Annotated in this window: 16 protein-coding genes; 11 read left to right on the top strand and 5 right to left on the bottom strand. The window is 59.0% G+C overall.

All coding sequences use genetic code 11. The annotated features are described in order from the left end of the window. The first annotated feature begins 196 nt into the window (after positions 1-196). From ACI2KA_RS14485 to ACI2KA_RS14460, 6 genes are all read left to right on the top strand, one after another. Positions 197-1,642 carry a homospermidine synthase gene (locus tag ACI2KA_RS14485; RefSeq protein ID WP_404503165.1) on the top strand — a complete coding sequence of 482 codons (1,446 nt, stop codon included), beginning with the start codon at positions 197-199 and terminating at the stop codon, positions 1,640-1,642. A gap of 148 nt (positions 1,643-1,790) precedes the next feature. Beyond that, positions 1,791-2,165: an outer membrane lipoprotein Omp10 gene (gene omp10 / locus ACI2KA_RS14480; RefSeq protein ID WP_404503163.1), complete on the top strand. Its 375-nt coding sequence runs from the start codon at positions 1,791-1,793 to the stop codon at positions 2,163-2,165. A gap of 223 nt (positions 2,166-2,388) precedes the next feature. Beyond that, on the top strand, positions 2,389-4,302 hold the full coding sequence (locus tag ACI2KA_RS14475; RefSeq protein ID WP_404503161.1) for a 5'-nucleotidase C-terminal domain-containing protein: 1,914 nt from the start codon (positions 2,389-2,391) through the stop codon (positions 4,300-4,302). A gap of 349 nt (positions 4,303-4,651) precedes the next feature. Further along, positions 4,652-5,686, top strand: coding sequence for a ferrochelatase (gene hemH / locus ACI2KA_RS14470; protein WP_404503159.1), 1,035 nt, complete (start codon positions 4,652-4,654; stop codon positions 5,684-5,686). 59 nt (positions 5,687-5,745) lie between these two features. Beyond that, positions 5,746-6,795, top strand: coding sequence for an SPFH domain-containing protein (locus ACI2KA_RS14465; protein ID WP_404503157.1), 1,050 nt, complete (start codon positions 5,746-5,748; stop codon positions 6,793-6,795). Positions 6,796-6,797: 2 nt separating this feature from the next. Next, the gene (locus ACI2KA_RS14460; RefSeq protein WP_404503155.1) at positions 6,798-7,262 is read left to right on the top strand and encodes an NfeD family protein; all 465 of its coding nucleotides are present in this window, start codon (positions 6,798-6,800) and stop codon (positions 7,260-7,262) included. Positions 7,263-7,283: 21 nt separating this feature from the next. Here ACI2KA_RS14460 and ACI2KA_RS14455 read toward each other — a convergent pair whose 3' ends face one another. After that, positions 7,284-8,279: an SIS domain-containing protein gene (locus ACI2KA_RS14455; protein ID WP_404503153.1), complete on the bottom strand. Its 996-nt coding sequence runs from the start codon at positions 8,277-8,279 to the stop codon at positions 7,284-7,286. A gap of 109 nt (positions 8,280-8,388) precedes the next feature. Beyond that, positions 8,389-8,754, bottom strand: coding sequence for a PAS domain-containing protein (locus tag ACI2KA_RS14450; protein WP_404503151.1), 366 nt, complete (start codon positions 8,752-8,754; stop codon positions 8,389-8,391). Between the two features lie 418 nt (positions 8,755-9,172). Here ACI2KA_RS14450 and uppP point away from each other — a divergent pair, with 418 nt between their 5' ends. Then, positions 9,173-10,666, top strand: a complete 1,494-nt coding sequence (gene uppP / locus ACI2KA_RS14445) for a polysaccharide biosynthesis protein UppP (RefSeq protein WP_404503149.1) — start codon at positions 9,173-9,175, stop codon at positions 10,664-10,666. Between the two features lie 54 nt (positions 10,667-10,720). On the opposite strand, the gene galU is transcribed toward uppP, so the two are convergent. Next, entirely contained in the window at positions 10,721-11,608 is an 888-nt protein-coding gene (gene galU, locus ACI2KA_RS14440) for a UTP--glucose-1-phosphate uridylyltransferase GalU (protein WP_404503147.1), read from the bottom strand. Between the two features lie 195 nt (positions 11,609-11,803). Here galU and ACI2KA_RS14435 point away from each other — a divergent pair, with 195 nt between their 5' ends. From ACI2KA_RS14435 to ACI2KA_RS14420, 4 genes are all read left to right on the top strand, one after another. Beyond that, positions 11,804-13,027, top strand: coding sequence for a lytic murein transglycosylase (locus ACI2KA_RS14435; RefSeq protein ID WP_404503145.1), 1,224 nt, complete (start codon positions 11,804-11,806; stop codon positions 13,025-13,027). 64 nt (positions 13,028-13,091) lie between these two features. Continuing rightward, positions 13,092-14,327 carry an SGNH family hydrolase gene (locus ACI2KA_RS14430; protein WP_404503143.1) on the top strand — a complete coding sequence of 412 codons (1,236 nt, stop codon included), beginning with the start codon at positions 13,092-13,094 and terminating at the stop codon, positions 14,325-14,327. 242 nt (positions 14,328-14,569) lie between these two features. After that, positions 14,570-15,244, top strand: a complete 675-nt coding sequence (locus ACI2KA_RS14425) for a response regulator transcription factor (protein WP_404503141.1) — start codon at positions 14,570-14,572, stop codon at positions 15,242-15,244. Next, a complete protein-coding gene (locus ACI2KA_RS14420; RefSeq protein ID WP_404503139.1) occupies positions 15,241-16,596 on the top strand; it encodes a sensor histidine kinase in 1,356 nt (451 codons plus the stop codon). Before ACI2KA_RS14425 ends, ACI2KA_RS14420 begins: the two co-directional genes overlap by 4 nt. 199 nt (positions 16,597-16,795) lie before the next feature. Here the strand turns inward: ACI2KA_RS14420 and ACI2KA_RS14415 are convergent, their stop codons facing one another. Together ACI2KA_RS14415 and ACI2KA_RS14410 are read right to left on the bottom strand one after the other, a co-directional pair. After that, positions 16,796-18,250, bottom strand: coding sequence for a glutamate synthase subunit beta (locus ACI2KA_RS14415; RefSeq protein WP_404503137.1), 1,455 nt, complete (start codon positions 18,248-18,250; stop codon positions 16,796-16,798). A gap of 15 nt (positions 18,251-18,265) precedes the next feature. Continuing rightward, a complete protein-coding gene (locus ACI2KA_RS14410) occupies positions 18,266-18,424 on the bottom strand; it encodes a hypothetical protein (protein WP_404503292.1) in 159 nt (52 codons plus the stop codon). Position 18,425 lies beyond the last annotated feature (1 nt).

The following is an 18,425-nucleotide window of genomic DNA, read 5'->3' as shown; positions in this document are numbered from 1 at the left end:
CTTGGACAGATATACGAAAAGAAGAACTTAATTATAAACGCACTCTCTAAAATGCGAAGAGACAGAATATGGTGGAAAGCATGCGTCCGCCCGCCTTGCCGCAACCGCCGTCATATGTCCGTCATCCAGCTGCCCTTTATTGTCGTTCGCTTTTATGATCTAGCTTACTTATTGGCTGAAAAAGGAAAATTGACGAATGACGGACGCAAACCACCCGATTTACGGCGATATTGACGGTCCCATCATCATGATCGGCTTCGGCTCCATCGGGCGCGGTACTCTTCCGTTGATCGAGCGTCATTTCAATTTCGACAGGACCCGGCTCGTCGTCATCGATCCGCGCGAGGACATCGCGGCGTTTCTGGCGGAGAGGGACATTCGCCACATCCGTACGCACCTGACCAAAGAAAACTACAAGGAGGTTCTCAAACCGCTGCTCAAGGGCGTCCAGGGCCAGGGCTTCTGCGTCAATCTTTCCGTCGATGCCGCATCCGTCGATCTCATGCGGATCTGTCGCAAACATGGCATGCTCTACATCGATACGGTTGTGGAACCATGGCCCGGCTTTTATTTCGACGCCGACGCCGACAATGCATCAAGAACCAATTATTCGCTGCGCGAGACCATGCTGAAGGAAAGAACGCGCCGGCCGGGCGGCACGACGGCGGTTTCCACCTGCGGCGCCAATCCGGGCATGGTGTCCTGGTTCGTGAAACAGGCGCTCGTCGATCTCGCCAGGGATATGGGCCTTGCGATCGAAGAGCCGCAGCACCACGACCGGGAGGCATGGGCGAAACTCATGAAGCAGCTGGGCGTCAAGGGCGTGCATGTGGCCGAGCGCGATACGCAGAGGGCCAAAGAGCCCAAGCCCTTTGGCGCCTTCTGGAACACCTGGTCAGTCGAAGGATTTATCGCCGAGGGTTTTCAGCCCGCCGAACTGGGCTGGGGCACGCATGAAAACTGGATGCCGAAAAACGCGAAAAAGCAGAAGAAAGGCAACAAGGCTGCGATCTATCTCGATCAGCCCGGCGCCAATACGCGGGTGCGGACCTGGTGCCCGGGACAGGGACCGCAATATGGATTTCTGGTCACCCATAACGAGGCGATTTCGATTTCCGACTATTTCACCGTTCGTAACGACGATGGCGATGTGACCTACCGGCCCACCTGTCATTATGCCTATCACCCCTGCAACGATGCCATTCTTTCCCTGCATGAGCTTTTCGGCAATGGCGGCACCCCGCAGCCTGTCCAGCATGTGCTCGGCGAAGATGAGCTTGTCGATGGCGCCGACGAACTCGGCGTTCTGCTTTATGGCCATGACAAGAACGCCTATTGGTATGGCTCGCGGCTGAGCCTGCAGGAAGCGCGCGCGCTCGCCCCCAATCAGAACGCGACCGGATTGCAGGTCAGTTCGGCGGTGCTGGCCGGAATGGTCTGGGCGATCGAGAACCCGCAGGCCGGCATCGTTGAAGCCGACGAAATGGACTATCGCCGTTGCCTGGAGGTCCAGCGCCCCTATCTCGGCCCCGTCGAGGGGCACTACACCGGCTGGACGCCGCTCGACGGCCGCCCCGGCCTGTTTCCCGACAATATCGACACCTCCGACCCCTGGCAGTTCCGCAACATCCTTGTCCGCTGACCGGAGGAGTCTCATATTTGTCACGCCGGCGCTTTCCTGCACGACGTCAGGAACCGGGGAGAGCGAGTAACGTTGCCTTGAAATAAGAAACGCTTCGCGGCATGGTCGAAGCACGGAAGCTTTCATCGAATCGCAGGAGAACAGGCTCATGAATTTCAAGACAAGCGCTGCATTGCTTTGTGCCGCCATCGCGGTGTCTTCATGCGTCGCACCAGGTCCCTCGCAGCAGACCTCGATGGCGCCTTCACTTTCCCGCGGCCCCGCCGTCGATGGCCGCTGGATCGACCGCAACGGTATCGTGTCGACGTTCCAGAACGGTGCCTTCTCCACCCGTTCGACGGACACCAACACGCTTCTGGCCTCCGGCACCTATGTCACGATTTCGCCGACGCTCTATGAAATCAACATGACGTCGCTCGTGCGCAATACGCAGTCGCGTGTCAACTGCGCCCTCGTCTCTCCGTCACAATTGAATTGCACGACGGACACGAACAGCCAGTTCTCGCTGACGCGGCAGGGCTGATAGTTTTATCTTTTCAACGAGATAATCTTCCTGAAACGCACGCCTTCGGCGTGCGTTTTTCTTTATTGCGCGGCTGTCATAATTTCGCTTGCGGCGATTGCCGCTAAATGAAAACATCGCGTTTTGAAAGACTGACATACTTTCAGACTAGAGATCGAGTGGACATGCGGGCCGATGATGATCAAGCAAGCCCGGATTGTGATTTGGACAGGAGAGAGGGACGATGAAAAGAATTTTAGGACTGGGGATGCTGAGCGTTTCCACAATAACGCTTTCAGCTGGGGTCGCTCTGGCCGACTACAAACTTAACATTCTTCACATCAACGACCTGCACTCACGCATCGAGGCGATCAACAAATACGATTCGACCTGCTCCGCTGCCGAAACCAAAAAGAATGAATGCTTCGGCGGCATCGCCCGCGTGAAGAGCGCGATCGACGCGCGCCGCGGCGAACTGGGCAGCGGCGCCAACCTCCTCGTTCTCGATGCCGGCGACCAGTTCCAGGGCTCGCTGTTCTATACGCAATACAAGAGCGGACCGGTTGCGGAATTCATGAACGGCATCGGCTTCGACGCCATGGCGATCGGCAACCATGAATTCGATGACGGCCCGGAAGAACTGCTCAAATTCATCGATGCGCTGAAGTTCCCGATCATTTCCGGAAACACCAAGGCGGCGGCCGATTCCATTCTTGCGGATAAATACAAGGGGTATGTCATCAAGGACCTGGGTGGCCAGAAGGTCGCCGTGGTTTCCGTGCTTGCGACCGACACCAACGAGACCTCGTCGCCGGGCGACAAGATCAGCTTCGAAGACGAAGTCACCTATCTGAAAGGTGCGGTAAAGGAAATTCAGGACCAGGGCGTCAACAAGATCGTGCTGCTTTCGCATGTCGGTTATGTCAGGGATCAGGAAATAGCCCGCGCGGTGGACGGCATCGACGTCATCGTCGGCGGCCATAGCCACACCCTGCTGTCCAGCACCGATCCGAAGGCCGCCGGCCCCTATCCCACGCTCGTGAAGAACCCGTCGGGGATCGATGTCCCGATCGTGACGGCCTATGCCTATTCGAAATATCTCGGCGACATCACCGTAACCTTCGATGACAATGGCGTCGTCAAGTCCGCCGAAGGCGCACCGAAGCTGCTCGATGCCTCCGTCATACCCGACGAGGGCTTCACCAAGCGCGTGACCGAACTTGCCGGCCCGCTCGAGGAAATGAAGAAGAAGGAAATCGGCTCATCGGAAACCGTCATCGACGGATCGCGGGAAGTTTGCCGCGCCAAGGAATGCACGATGGGCAACCTCGTTTCCGACGCGCTGCTGGATCGCGTCAAGGATCAGGGCATCACCATCGCCATCCAGAATGGCGGCGGCCTGCGCGCCTCGATCGACGCCGGCACGGTGACGATGGGCGAAGTCCTGACGGTGCTGCCGTTCCAGAATTCCATCGCCACGTTCCAGCTGAAGGGATCGGACGTATTGGCCGCGCTTGAAAACGGCGCGGGCCAGATCGAGGAGGGAGCCGGCCGTTTTGCCCAGGTCGCCGGTCTCAAATATTCGTTCGACCGTTCCAAGCCGCCCGGCAGCCGCGTCGTTGCCGTCGAGGTCAAGGAAGGCGAAGGCTTCGTGCCGCTTAATCCGGACAAGACCTATGGCGTCGTCTCCAACAACTACATGCGCTCGGGCGGCGACGGCTATAAGGTCTTCGCAACCAAGGCGATCAATCCCTACGATTTCGGTCCGAGCCTCGAAGACGCGGTAGCGGCCTATATCGGCGCAAACAGCCCCTACAAGCCCCATACCGACGGGCGCATTACCGATGTGACGCCGGCGGATTACGTCGCGCCTGCGAAACAGCCGGCACCGGCAGCCCCCGCCCCCGCTGCGACGGCACCCGCGCCGGCGACCGCCGCTGCTCCGGCGCCTGCCGCACCCGCGCCGGCAAGCCCGGCACCTGCCGCCGCGGCCGCGGCCGCCAGCAAATATATCGTCGAGAAGGGCGACTCGCTCTGGAAGATCGCTGCGGAAAAATATGGCGACGGCGCTCTCTGGACCCGGATTGCCAAGGCCAACACGCTGAAGCATCCGAACCATATCGAGATCGGTAAGGAACTGGAGCTTCCGGCCCAATAAGCCGGAACGAGACAGGGCAATTTGCCGCAGACCGGGAGCCGGCTCTCACACAGGGGGCCGGCTTCTTATTTTCCCATTTAAATCAGCGCTCTACGGATCCCGTCCGGTCAAGGTGCGCTGCCCCGGCCCACAGGCGGAGGAAATCGTCTTCACCGATGGTTCAATCCTGAGAAATTTCGTCTAGAACACGTGAACAAATTGACGATACGGGCGTATAGCCTGTGCATTTCCGGTAACGACCTTCTGGTTTGCACCCGGCATGCAGGAACGAAAAAGATGGAGCCTTTCCGCCCTTTTCCACCGGAAGGAAAGCTCCTGCGCAACCAGTCCGAGTTTCAGGGTGTCATTCATGACGACAGACGTATCCATCCTTCCCGCAAACCATCCCCGCGTAACATTTGGCAAGGTGGGTGTCCTGCTCGTCAATCTCGGCACACCGGATGGGACGGATTATTGGCCGATGCGCCGTTATCTGGCGGAGTTTCTAAGCGACAAGCGCGTGATCGAATGGTCGCGTCTCTACTGGTATCCGATCCTTTACGGCATCGTCCTCAACAAGCGCCCGCAGAAGGTCGGCAAGGCCTATGAGGAAATCTGGAACCATGAGCGCAATGAAAGCTATCTGCGCACCTATACACGCAGCCAGGGCGAGCTGATGGCGCAGGCATTGCAGGATCTGCCCAATGTCGTCGTCGACTGGGCGATGCGTTATGGCCAGCCTTCCATCGCCTCGAAAATCGATGCGCTGAAGGAGCAGGGCTGCGAAAAAATCCTGCTTTTCCCGCTTTATCCGCAATATGCCGCATCGACCACGGCAACGGTGAACGACAAGGCTTTCGAACATCTGATGAAGCTGCGCTGGCAGCCGGCGATCCGCACCGTACCGCCCTATCACGACGATCCGGCCTATATCGAGGCGCTCGCCGCCTCCGTCAAAAACCATCTGGCGACGCTGGACTGGGAGCCGGAGATGCTGATCACCTCCTTCCACGGCATTCCGCAATCCTATTTCAAGAAGGGCGATCCCTATTATTGTCATTGCCAGAAAACCGCCCGCCTACTGCGGGAAGCACTGGGGCTGACCGAGAAGAACTTCATGATCACCTTCCAGTCCCGTTTCGGACCCGAGGAATGGTTGCAGCCCTATACCGACAAGACCGTGGAAAAACTGGCTTCGGAGGGCATCAGGCGTATTGCAGTGATGAATCCCGGCTTCGTATCGGATTGTCTTGAGACACTGGAGGAGATTGCCGGTGAGGCCGGAGAAATCTTCCTGCATAATGGCGGCGAGAAATTCACCCATATTCCCTGTCTGAACGACAGCACCGAGGGCATGACCGTTCTCGAAAAGGTTGTAAGACGGGAGTTGCAAGGCTGGGTGTAATCTTGCCATAAGAATGCTGGGATATATCCCGGACGGTTCTGATCCTTGGAGGGAAAGCGATGATTGCATTGGGCGGTTTCGACATCGTCGTCATAGCGGCGGTTGTTCTGGTTATTCTGGTGCTGTTTGCCGGCATCAAGACCGTACCGCAGGGGCACCGTTACACGGTTGAGCGGTTCGGACGCTACACCCGCACGCTGGAGCCCGGCCTCAACCTCATCGTGCCGTTCTTCGAGAGCATCGGTTCAAAAATGAACGTGATGGAGCAGGTGCTCCACATACCGACGCAGGAAGTCATCACCCGCGACAATGCCAGCGTTTCCGCCGACGCCGTTACCTTCTACCAGGTTCTCAACGCCGCGCAGGCGGCTTACCAGATCGCCAATCTTGAAATGGCGATCGAAAATCTCACCATGACCAACATCCGTTCGGTGATGGGCTCGATGGATCTCGACGAATTGCTGTCGAACCGCGATGCCATCAATGATCGCCTTCTGCGTGTGGTGGACGAGGCCGTGGGGCCGTGGGGCATCAAGGTCACCCGCATCGAAATCAAGGACATCGCCCCGCCGAAGGACCTCGTCGATTCCATGGCGCGGCAGATGAAGGCCGAGCGTGAAAAGCGCGCCCAGGTTCTGGAGGCAGAAGGCGCCCGCAACGCCCAGATTCTGCGTGCGGAAGGCGCCAAGCAATCCGCCATTCTCGAAGCGGAAGGCCAGCGTGAGGCGGCGTTCCGGGACGCAGAAGCGCGCGAGCGCCTGGCAGAAGCAGAAGCCAATGCGACCCGCATGGTGTCTGAGGCCATCGCCGCCGGCAACGTCCACGCCATCAACTATTTCGTTGCGCAGAAATATACCGAGGCGCTGGCTGAAATAGGCACCGCCAAGAATTCCAAGATCGTGCTGATGCCGATGGAGGCCTCGGCGCTGATCGGCTCTCTCGGCGGCATCGGCACGATTGCCAAAGAAGTGTTCGGCGACAGGGGCGACGCACCGTCCGCGCCTGCCGCTCCCGCACCGTCCCGCTCGGTGCCGCCCACGCGGGCTTCCGGCCAGACGGTCAACGTCACCATTCCCGGCAATCCCTTCGGTTCTTCATCGGAGAAATGACGATGCTGCAACGGCTTGCCACTGATCTGGGGCCATGGAGCTGGTGGATCGTCGGTTTCATTCTTCTCGCCGCCGAGCTCGTCGCTCCGGGCGTCTTCCTGATCTGGATCGGCCTTGCCGCGCTGGTCATCGGGGTATTCTCGCTGTTTTTGTGGGAGGCGGCCTATTGGGCCTGGCAATTGCAGCTGGTTCTGTTTGCCATGCTCTCGGTCGCCTTTGCCCTGCTCGGCCGGAAATATTTCGGCAGGAACAGGGACGCCACCGATGAACCCTTCCTCAATCAGCGGGAAGCGAGCCTCGTCGGCCGAACCGCGACCCTGCAGGAGCCGATCGTCGAAGGACGCGGGCGGATTAGATTGGACGACACCTGGTGGCCGGTAAACGGCGAAGACCTACCGGCCGGGACGCGTGTGAGAATTGCCTCCGCACGCGGCCGCACGCTGACAATCGAACCGATAGACCGATAGGTTCAACGCCGACAGACGGCGTCAAGCCACGCCGATTCTCAAGAGATCGTGGAAATGCACCAGCCCGATCGGCCGGTTGTCGTCATCGACCACGATCAGCGCGCCGATGTGGAATTTTTCGAGCGTCGCCAGTGCACTGGTGGCCAACACCGTTTTTTTGACCGTCTTCGGAGTGCGGGTCATGATGTCGTCAACCGTCAGTTCGGCAAGGTTGCGCGACAGGTTACGCGCCATATCGCCTTCGGTAATGATTCCGCACAGTCGGCCATCCCTGTCCAGAATGCCGACACAGCCGAAATGTTTGCGGGAGAGAATGCCCACGGCCTCCGGCATCGGCGTTCCCTTGGCGACCAGCGGCACGCGGTCACCCGTATGCATGATGTCGCCGACCAGCGTGAGGCTGGCGCCCAGCTTGCCGCCGGGATGAAATACCTTGAAATCCCCCGCGGTGAAATTGCGTGCCTCCAGAAGCGCTACCGCAAGGGCGTCGCCAAGCGCAAGCTGCATCAAAGTGGAGGTCGTGGGCGCGAGACCGAGCGGGCAGGCTTCCTGTTCGTTGGGAATAAGAAGCACGATATCGGACGCCTTTGCCAGCGACGAATTCTCCGCGCAGGTCAGCGCAATCAGCGGGATGGAAAAACGGCGCGAATAACTGATGATGCTGCGCAGCTCAGCGCTTTCGCCGCCCTTGGAGATCGCCAGCACCACGTCATCCCGGCCGATCATGCCCAGATCACCGTGATTGGCCTCCGCCGCATGCACAAAAAAGGCAGGCGTTCCGGTGGAGGCGAAAGTCGCGGCGAGCTTCGCGCCGATATGGCCGCTCTTGCCGACCCCGGTAATGATGAGACGGCCATTCGACTGGCCGATCGTTTCGATTACCTTGCAGAATGGCTCGGAAAGTCCGTTTCTGAGAGCATCCTCAAGGGCGACAAGGCCGGACCTCTCCATCGAAATCGTCCGCAGGGCGGATTCGATGGCATTGTCCTCGACCAGTTTGACGGCGCGCGTAATCATGGCCGACTGTTACTCCGTCAGCCGGAAGAAGTCCACTCTCCAGCCCGCCGGTGCCAAGTTTTCCAGAAGCCCTCTCGGAAGCTAACGATTTCAGAATGGCGGCAAATCATCAATGACGCAGGTCTGGCGGAGAAATCTCTTCCATGGTGCCAAGCCGCTTGAAGGGAATGTTTTCCTCATCGACCAGATAACGGCCGAGGGTCCTCACCCATGAAACCGTGCCGTCGCTGCGGCGCACGGCATATTCCTGATTATAAAAACTCGCAGCCTTCAGGGTGATCAATGCGGTCTCGATCACCCGATTTCGATGATCAATATCCACTTTTTCCAGCATCTGAAAAATGCTGATGCCCTGCATCGCCTGCCTCAGCGGGATTCCAAAGAGTTCAGCGCAGACTTCATCCAGATAGAAACGGTCATTGGTAATATCCCAACAGTAAAAACCGACTGGCTTGATTTTCAAAACGGGACTCATGAAACGACGCTGTCACACAATAGGATTCAATACGATTTGCCGAGCAATAGAATATCCGCTCCTTTTAATTTATAGGGCGATTCCGTGCCAAATTGAAACGTTTTAATCTTCTCATATTAGAAATATTTTGCATTTACGCGCTTTCTCACCGGCCATCGGGACTTATGACGTCAGGCAGGCGACAGCGGGCAGAAAGAGACGCTGACCTTTGATAGCCCCAGCAGGACTGAAATCCCGGCGATCTTTATCAACTGTTAACCATAAAAAACCTATTGTTAAAGTGATGTTAAAACTTGCGTCGTCTGCTGGTCCCTGGTCTGTCCACGTCACTTCATCGGCCTGCCGCTCCTCCGGCCTGAAGAAATGCACTGGCGAACTGTTGATCCGGCAATCGGCCAAATTCGCCGGGTGAAAAAGAATGAACGTGAAGGGCACCGCCACACGTCTGCCGACGTCGCGGAAAGCAGCAACCCTGCTGCTTGCCTGCACGCTTTTTTACCCTGAGGGAAGCGCCCTCGCACAGACTGCGACGGCACCGACACCCGTATTGCCGGGCAACGTTTCGACCGCGGACGAAACAACGTCCGCTACGCCTGCGACAGGCATTGGAACAGGCACAAATACGGCGCAGGCTGAACCCGCACCCGCACCGCAACTCTGGCGTCCATCAAACAATCCCGGCGACCCGATTTACGAACAGCAGGACGAAGCGGGACAACCCTACGCCGATGCCGAAAACCCCTATGAGCCGACGGTGGATGGCGGCGAAAATCCGCAGATCGCAACCCAACCAGGGCAGACGCCCGGTATCCGGATCGGCACGTTTCTGCTGCGGCCTTCCATCAGCCAGACTGTCAATACGGAAAAACAGACGAATACCGGCGGCCCATCCAGACGCAACTATCTGACGACAGGCATACGCGGCACGCTCACCAGCGACTGGTCCCGCCATGCGCTGACGGTGACGGGGGATGGCGCCTGGGAAAAAAACTTCGGCAGCGACAAGAATGGCGAAAAGCCAAGGGCGAGGCTTGAGGCGGATCTGCGTCTCGATCTCGGAGAGGAAACAACGGCCAATCTCAAGGCCGGTTACGAATTCAGCCGCGAAGACACGACAGATCCGAATGCGTTGACCGGCGCCGCCGTACAGGGTGGTGAGCACCGGTTCACCACAGGCGCCTCGATAGAGCGGGATTTCGGCAGGCTGCGCGGGCTCGCGGCGCTCGATCTGTCGCGCACGGTCTATACGGACGCGAAAGGCCTTGACGGCCGACCGATCAGCCTCAGCGACCGTGACCAGAACGGTGCGAACCTACGTGGACGTATCGGCTATGAATTGTCGCCGGCTCTGATCCCCTTCCTCGAACTGAATGCGGGAACGACCAAGTATGACAGGCGCCTCGATAATTCCGGTTACGCCCGCTCATCGAATTCCTACGGCGCCAAGATCGGCACCGAGGTCGATCTCGGCGAGAAGACCCGGGGCGAAGCCGCCATCGGTTATCTGCGCAAACAATATGACGACGACCGCCTAGCCGCCATCGACGCCTTGACGCTGGATGGCGAACTCAACTGGTCGCCCCAGCGCGGCACCAACGTCAATCTTGGTCTGCGCACGACGATAGAGGACTTTGCCGGCGGTCCGCAGGGCGGCTGGATTTCCTATCGGCTGGATGCCGGCCTGACCCACGAATTGCGCAACAACCTCGTGGCGCGACTGACGGGGCAGATCGTCCATCGCACATTCCCTTCTTCCGACATGGAAAATGCCGTGGAATATACAGCCGGAGCCGGCCTGACATGGGGGCTGAACCGCTATCTCGATCTGACCGCGGACGTCAGCTACCAGTGGACACCGGTCTATGACAGCAGCGAATTGCGCGTCGGTGCAGGGCTAGTCCTGAAACGATAGCCACCAAACAAAAATCCCGGCGCAAAGGCCGGGATTTCGCTGTTTTGTGGTCGATTATTTCAGCCCGTCGATCAACGCCTTGATCGGCTCTTCGATCGCCGGACGGATATCGCCGCGTTCAAGGGCAAAGGCGACGTTTGCGAGGATGAAGCCATCCTTGGCGCCGCAATCGAAAGTCTGGCCGCGGAAATGATAGCCGGAGAATTCCTGCGACTTGGCAAGCGTCAGCATGCCGTCCGTCAGCTGGATTTCGTTGCCGGCGCCACGTTCCTGATTTTCAAGAATATCGAAAATCTCGGGCTGGAGGATATAGCGGCCGTTGATATAGAAATTCGACGGCGCCGTCCCCTTGGCCGGCTTTTCGACCATTTCTGTGATCTTGAAACCTTCGCCCACGGCATCGCCAACACCGACGATACCGTATTTATGCGTCTGGTCGGGAGCGCATTCCTGCACCGCGATGACGTTGCCGGCAGTCTGGTCGTAAAGTTCGACCATGCCCTTCAGGCAGCTTTTCTGCGAATGCATGATCATGTCGGGCAAAAGCACGGCAAAAGGCTCGTCGCCAACGATATCACGCGCGCACCAGACCGCGTGGCCAAGACCGAGCGGCACCTGCTGGCGCGTGAAGCTTGCCGTGCCCGCTTTGGGCAGAAGGCCGGCCAGCAATGTCAGCTCGGCATTCTTGTTGCGCTCACGCAGCATCTGTTCGAGTTCAAATTGAATATCAAAATAATCTTCGATCACCGCCTTGCCGCGGCCGGTGACAAATACAAAATGCTCGATGCCCGCTTCCGCCGCCTCATCGACGACGTATTGAATGACCGGCTTGTCGACGACAGTGAGCATTTCTTTCGGAACCGCCTTGGTTGCGGGCAGGAAACGGGTGCCGAGGCCCGCGACCGGAAATACGGCCTTCCGAATTTTCTTCTGTTCTACCACATATCCCTCCTGAGAGATAAAACTTGATCACAATCCCCGCACGCTGTTGTTATTTCAAAAATAACAACGTTTTGTAAAGGGTGACGCTACCATCTATTAATGGTAAAGAATTTGTTGACGTTCTTTTGTTATCCATGACGACGCCCGATGCGTTTTCGCAATCGAAATGACATTCGAGAGAACGAAAGACTGACGATGACAAAGATGATCCTTTCAGATGTCCGCAAATTCGGCTGCATGATGGTTGCAGGTCTGGTGATCTCGCTGACACCCGTTTCGGCCCATGCCGATGCCGGTTTCAGACAGTGGATCAACCAGTTCTACGCAACAGCCGCGAAAGAAGGCATTAGCAAGGCGACCTACCAGAAGGCCTTCGCCGGCGTCAGCGAACCGGACCCGGATGCGCTGCGCAAGGCGACCTTCCAGCCGGAATTCACCACGCAGATCTGGGATTATCTCGATTCCCGCGTCAACCCATATACGGTGCGGATCGGCCGCGAAATGAAGATGAAGCATGCGACGACCCTCAACTGGATCGAGCGTAACTTCAATGTCGACAAACACATCATTCTCGCCATCTGGTCGATGGAATCCAATTACGGCGCGGTTCTCGAAAAACCGGAGCGGCTGCACAATATTCCGCAGGCGCTGGCCACGCTCGCCTATTCCGATCCCAAGCGCGCCAAATTCGCGCGCACGCAGCTGATCGCCGCGCTCAAGATTCTCCAGGCCGGCGATGTTACGCCGAAACAGCTGACGGGCTCCTGGGCCGGCGCCATGGGGCACACCCAATTCATTCCGACGAGCTACCTGCTTTATGCGGTGGATGCGGATGGCAACGGCAAGCGCGACATCTGGCACTCGGTTCCGGACGCTCTCGCAACCGCCGCCAATCTTCTGGCCAAGAACGGCTGGGAACCTGGCCGCACCTGGGGTTACGAAACCGCCGTGCCGCGTGGCGGCGCCCGTTACGAAGGCCAGACGAAGACCATAACGGAATGGGCAAAACTCGGCTTCACCCGTCCGAACGGCAAGAACTTCACCCGTGGTTCGGATCGCGCCATGCTGAAAATGCAGGGTGGGGCAAACGGTCCCGGCTTCCTGATGATGAAAAACTTCTTCACCATCAAGAAATACAACGCCTCCGACAGCTATGCGCTGGCCGTCGGCCTGCTTGCGGATGAGATCGCCGGTTATGGCGGCATGCAGCAGAAATGGCCACGCCCGGACGGCACGCTGGATATTCGTGAAAAATTCGAACTCCAGACCCGCATGAAGGAACTCGGTTATTACGATGGCGAGATCGACGGCAATTTCGGCTCGGGTTCGAAAGCCGCCATCAGCGCAATCCAGTCGCGCATGGGTATGGAAAATGACGGCCAGCCGTCGCAGCGATTGCTGAGAGCTCTGCGCAACTGATAATATGCCGGCAAATTCGGCGGCGGCTACGGCCGCTGCCGAAACCACCGGAAAGGTCGATATGATGAGCGGGAAAACTGCGACAAAGAGTGGAAAGAAGGGTTGGCGTATGTGCACCGCCCTCCTTTGCGCCGCCTTGTGCATGCCGCTCGTTCCTTCCCAAAGCATCGCGCAGGAACAGCGGCGCACCCTGTTCGAAATGCTGTTCGGCAGGCCGGTCGGCCAGGACAATGCACCCGGTCGCGATTATCAGCCGCGCAACCGCCGGGATTTTCCCGCCGCCCCGCGCGAAAGATCGGTCACCCGCCCGCAACCCGCCCGAAAGGCGCCGTCAGTGGTTCAGATGCGAACCGTGAAACCGGAGCCCGCCGCCAAGCTCGAAAACGCAAGGCGCGTTCTCGTCATCGGCGATTTCCTGGCTGGCGGCATGGGGGAGGAACTGGTCAACGCCTTCGCCAGTTCGCCGGCAATCGCCGTTGATGTACGGGCGAATGGGTCTTCGGGTCTCGTCCGGACGGATTATTACGACTGGTTCGCCAATCTGCCGCAGTTCATAACCGAGACCAATCCGGCCACCATCGTCATCATGATGGGATCGAACGACCGCCAGCAGATGCAGATCGGCGATAACCGCGAAAAATTCGGCACCGAAGTCTGGTTCAAGGAATATGAGCGGCGCATCGATGAACTTCTGACCCTTGCCGGCCGTCAGAAGGTGCCGCTGCTCTGGGTCGGCCTGCCCGCGTTCCAATCGCCCTCGCTGACAGCCGATCTTGTCGGTTTCAACCGGCTGTATCGCAGCCATGTAGAAAAATATGGCGGCGAATTCGTGGATGTCTGGGACGGTTTCGTTGATGAGGCCGGCAAATTCGTCATCACCGGTTACGACATGAACGGCCAGCAGGCCCGCCTGCGCGAAGCGGACGGCATCGGCATGACGCAGGCCGGCAAACGCAAGCTTGCCTTTTACGTCGAGAAATTCGTGCGCCGCCACCTCGATAGCGCCGGCCCCGATCTTGTCAAACTGGACGGCAGCAATCTGCCGGCGCTCACCTCGCTGCCGGCGCTCGGTATCGATGCAGGCCAGGTTCGCACGCAGCCGATCAGCCTTACCGACCCCAGTCTCGACGGCGGCGACAAGCTGCTTGGCGATACTCCCCTGACAGCCGGCCCGACACGGGTTTCGGTGGTTGAATCGCCACGCGAGCGGCTGACCCGGCGCGGAGAGATGGCCGATGCGCCGACCGGCCGCATTGACGATTATCGCGTCGTGCCGGATATGACGCAGGCAAAACAATAAACGCCTTTCCCTCGACCTGACGGCGCCGTAGCTGGCGTAATGTTCAGGCAACCCGGCCATGGCAGGATGAACAAGCCTTGCAGGAGTGCGGGTGGCCATCTGCCATTCTCCCTTTTGCGCGGCGATATTTGCCCGACGGCGACACGACGCCTGCCCAAAGCATCAAGCGCGCCGTCCTCACTTGATTTCATGCGCCCCCCTTTCTTCCGGAAGGCAGCGCCGGAGAATGCCGGGACAAATTCATGCGCCTGCTGTTGGTTGAAGACGAACGCGAAATGGCAGCCGCCCTGTCCGCCGCGCTGCATCGGTTCGATATTATCGTGGATACGGTCGGCACGCTCGATCTTGCCCGGCATGCCATCATGGATGGTGTTCACGATCTTGTCGTGCTCGACCGGCAATTGCCCGACGGAGATGGAATCCGGCTCATAGACGATCTGCGCCGTTTGCCCGTCACCCCACCCGTCATCGTGCTGACGGCACAGGGTACGCTTGCGGACCGCGTTAATGGCCTGAACCTCGGCGCGGACGATTATCTGGCCAAGCCGTTTGCCGTCGAGGAACTTCTTGCCCGCATCCGCGCCCTGATGCGCCGCCCGGCGGGCGCGGTGACAATGACGGCGAAACTGGGCAGGCTGGAATTCTGCTTCGAAACCCGCGAGGTGCGTATCAAGGATGCATTCCTTCCCCTGACCAGGCGGGAACTTCTGATTCTCGAGGCCCTGCTGCGGCGCCAGGGCAGAACGGTGCTGCGGTCTCTGCTTGAGGAGGCTGTCTATAATTTCGACGACGAAATACAGTCCAATGCGCTCGATTCCCATATTTCCCGGTTGCGCCGCAAATTGACAGCGGCGGATGCTGGAGTTGAGGTTCACGGCATTCGCGGCGTCGGTTATCTCCTGAGGGCGACCGCGTGAAGCCCGGCGGACGAAAGTCGCTGAAACGCCGGCTGACCATTCAATTGCTGCTGTTCCAGATCGGCAGCCTGTTCTTCTTCACGGCCGCCATTGTCACCTACATGTCGAGCGGCGGTGCAGGCAGTGCGCTGCTCAGCCCCGAGGCCGCCCAGATAACTGCCAACGCGATCGTGCGTGACGAGGATAATCGGCTGGTTCTCAAGGAAACGCCGGATTTCATCACCTTGCGCAGCAACACGTCCGATTTCTGGTTCGTCGCGGTCAGCGAGAAAGGTGAGATCGTGCAGGGCGGGCAGGTGCCCGAACCATTCAGCAACATGGATCAGCAGCTGAGCGACATCAAGGTCTCGGACGTGCGCGACGCGGCGCTGTCCTATTCCTATCTCGCCGTGGTGCGCATCGCCGTCGTTCGCCGCGCTTCGGGACCGGCGGGAGAATTCGTCATGATCGGCAAAGGCGGCCCGTTCAGCATGACGTTTCCCGTTTTACTGTTCTCCAACATATTGATCCTGCCGGTCCTCATTCTCATGTCGATCGTCACGATCGTGACCATACCCTGGATCATCCGCAGGGAGTTTCGCGCCCTTTCCGCGATTGCACGCGCAGCCGAAACCATCAATATCGACAAGCGCGGATATCGATTGCCGGACGGCGACATGCCAAGGGAGGTGCAGCCGCTGGTGCATGCCGTCAACGGCGCGCTGAAACGTCTGGACGACGGTTATGAGCGCCACAAACGTTTCATTCTCGATGCCGCCCATGAATTGCGAACACCCGTCGCCATTCTCCAGACCCGGGTCGAAACGCTGCTGGAAGGCCCGGCCCGCAGCAGGATATTGGCGGATGCCAGCCGCATCGCCGTGCTGGCCGAACAATTGCTTGATTTGCAGCGCCTCGGCGGACAGAAGGCGCCCCTCGTTCCGCATGATCTCGTCAGTCTGTGCCGATCGGTTGTGGCCGACATGGCGCCACTCGCCATTTCCCAGGGATATAATCTGTCTTTCGAACCGGAAGAAGAGCCTATCCTCGCGCTTGCGGATGACGCCTCGCTGCAACGTGCGCTTATGAATATCGTGCAGAATGCCATAGAACATGGCGGCAACCGCGGAACGATCACCATAAAAGTCGCCGCCAACCGCGTGATCGACATATCCGACGAAGGCAACGGAATTCCCGAAGCGGACAGGGAACTGGTGTTCGACGCATTCCACCGGTTGAGACCGAAGGATCGCGGCACCGGGCTTGGCCTCAATCTTGTCCAGGAAATCATACGCCACCATGGCGGCGAGATCACCATCAGCGATTCCGCTGCCGGCGGCGCCTGTTTCCGTATCAGCCTTCCCTATTGCTGAGCGTCTGCCGCTCACCGGCAAAACCTGCTTTTCAGCAAAGCCTCAATGCCGCTGCAATTTACGGGCGCGATATATTGCTTGCCCCGGAAATGCGATGTTCTTGTCGCATGTCGGTCGTCCAGTCAGACGAAAGGCCCGCCGTGTTCCACACAACGGGCCTTTTGTTCTTATGCATGTGGCCTAGGCCGCATCAAACCGATCAGCGCGGCAATACGGTCGCGCCCATCAGCGCCTCGTCGATGGCGCGCGCCGCCTGGCGGCCTTCACGAATGGCCCAGACCACCAGCGACTGGCCGCGGCGCACGTCGCCCGCCGCCCACAGCTTGTCGACCGAGGTCTTGTAGTCCGTTTCGTTGGCGACCACGTTGGTGGAACCGCGACGGTCGGTGTTGAGCGTCAGCTTGCCGTCCATTTCCTTCAGCACGCTGTCGGTGAAGGGACCGGAAAAGCCGATGGCGATGAAGGCGAGGTCCGCCTTGATGATGAATTCCGTACCGGCGATCGGCTTGCGGCGGTCATCCACCTGGCAGCACTTCACACCTGTCAGGACGCCGTCTTCGCCAACGAATTCGAGTGTTGCCACCTGGAACTCGCGGATGGCGCCTTCGGCCTGCGAAGACGAGGTGCGCATCTTGGTTGCCCAGAAGGGCCAGACGGCAAGCTTGTCTTCCTTTTCCGGCGGCATCGGGCGAATATCGAGCTGGGTGACCTTCACAGCCCCCTGACGGAAAGCCGTACCGACGCAGTCGGATGCGGTATCGCCGCCGCCGACCACCACGACATGCTTGCCACCGGCAAGGATCGGATCGGCCGGCCAGCCGGCGCTATCGATGTTTTCACGGCCGACACGGCGGTTCTGCTGTACGAGATAGGGCATGGCGTCATGAACCCCATGCAGATCGGCGCCGCCGATACCGGCAGGGCGCGGGGTTTCCGAACCGCCGCAATAAAGAACCGCATCGTGGTCGGCGAGAAGCGCCTCCACCGTCACATCGACGCCGACATTGACGCCGCAATGGAAGGTGACGCCTTCACCCTTGATCTGCTCTACACGGCGGTCGATGAAGTTCTTCTCCATCTTGAAGTCCGGAATACCGTAACGCAGCAGGCCGCCGGGCTTGGATTCACGCTCATAAACGTGCACTTCGTGGCCGGCGCGGCCCAGCTGCTGGGCAGCCGCCATGCCGGAAGGGCCGGAACCGATAATGGCGACTCGTCTGCCGGTGTGGATCGTCGCCGGCTTCGGCACGATGAAGCCCAGCTCATAGGCCTTGTCGGCGATCGCCTGTTCCACGGTCTTGATGGCGACCGGCGTATCCTCGAGATTCAGCGTGCACGCTTCCTCGCAGGGTGCCGGACAGACGCGGCCGGTAAATTCCGGGAAGTTGTTGGTGGAGTGCAGATTGCGGATCGCCTCCTCCCAATTGTTGTTATAGACCAGATCGTTCCAGTCGGGGATCTGGTTATGCACGGGACAGCCCGTCGGCCCATGACAGTAGGGAATGCCGCAATCCATGCAGCGCGCCGCCTGCTTCTGCACCTCGGCATCCGACATCGGAATGGTGAATTCGCGGAAATGGCGGATACGGTCCGATGCGGGCTGATACTTGCCCACCTGCCGGTCGATCTCCAGAAAACCTGTAACCTTGCCCACGTTTATGTCCTCACATCAAAGCGGGGCGCCTGTCGGCCCCCAGTACCAGGTGGCGAAACCGAAAGCCGCCCCCAATACGATGAACTCAAATCCGGTCTCGCCGCTCGTCCAGGTGATCGCCGTGGGAACGGCGATCGCGATCATCAGCGAGACCAGTTGGTGTAGTGTCCTCACG

The sequence above is a fragment of the Agrobacterium sp. NPDC089420 genome (assembly GCF_044900305.1).
Taxonomy (GTDB): domain Bacteria; phylum Pseudomonadota; class Alphaproteobacteria; order Rhizobiales; family Rhizobiaceae; genus Agrobacterium.
The sequence above is the reverse complement of the archived record's forward strand: the minus strand, read 5'-3'. Positions and strand labels throughout refer to the sequence as shown.

Bases quoted from the DNA above. Each gene is read 5' to 3' on its own strand.
- hemH (WP_404503159.1), top strand. From the start codon at position 4,652: ATGACGACAGACGTATCCATCCTTCCCGCAAACCATCCCCGCGTAACA.
- ACI2KA_RS14475 (WP_404503161.1), top strand. From the start codon at position 2,389: ATGAAAAGAATTTTAGGACTGGGGATGCTGAGCGTTTCCACAATAACG.
- ACI2KA_RS14455 (WP_404503153.1), bottom strand. From the start codon at position 8,279: ATGATTACGCGCGCCGTCAAACTGGTCGAGGACAATGCCATCGAATCC.
- ACI2KA_RS14425 (WP_404503141.1), top strand. From the start codon at position 14,570: ATGCGCCTGCTGTTGGTTGAAGACGAACGCGAAATGGCAGCCGCCCTG.
- ACI2KA_RS14430 (WP_404503143.1), top strand. From the start codon at position 13,092: ATGAGCGGGAAAACTGCGACAAAGAGTGGAAAGAAGGGTTGGCGTATG.
- ACI2KA_RS14450 (WP_404503151.1), bottom strand. From the start codon at position 8,754: ATGAGTCCCGTTTTGAAAATCAAGCCAGTCGGTTTTTACTGTTGGGAT.
- ACI2KA_RS14460 (WP_404503155.1), top strand. From the start codon at position 6,798: ATGCTGCAACGGCTTGCCACTGATCTGGGGCCATGGAGCTGGTGGATC.
- omp10 (WP_404503163.1), top strand. From the start codon at position 1,791: ATGAATTTCAAGACAAGCGCTGCATTGCTTTGTGCCGCCATCGCGGTG.
- ACI2KA_RS14465 (WP_404503157.1), top strand. From the start codon at position 5,746: ATGATTGCATTGGGCGGTTTCGACATCGTCGTCATAGCGGCGGTTGTT.
- uppP (WP_404503149.1), top strand. From the start codon at position 9,173: ATGAACGTGAAGGGCACCGCCACACGTCTGCCGACGTCGCGGAAAGCA.
- ACI2KA_RS14485 (WP_404503165.1), top strand. From the start codon at position 197: ATGACGGACGCAAACCACCCGATTTACGGCGATATTGACGGTCCCATC.
- ACI2KA_RS14435 (WP_404503145.1), top strand. From the start codon at position 11,804: ATGACAAAGATGATCCTTTCAGATGTCCGCAAATTCGGCTGCATGATG.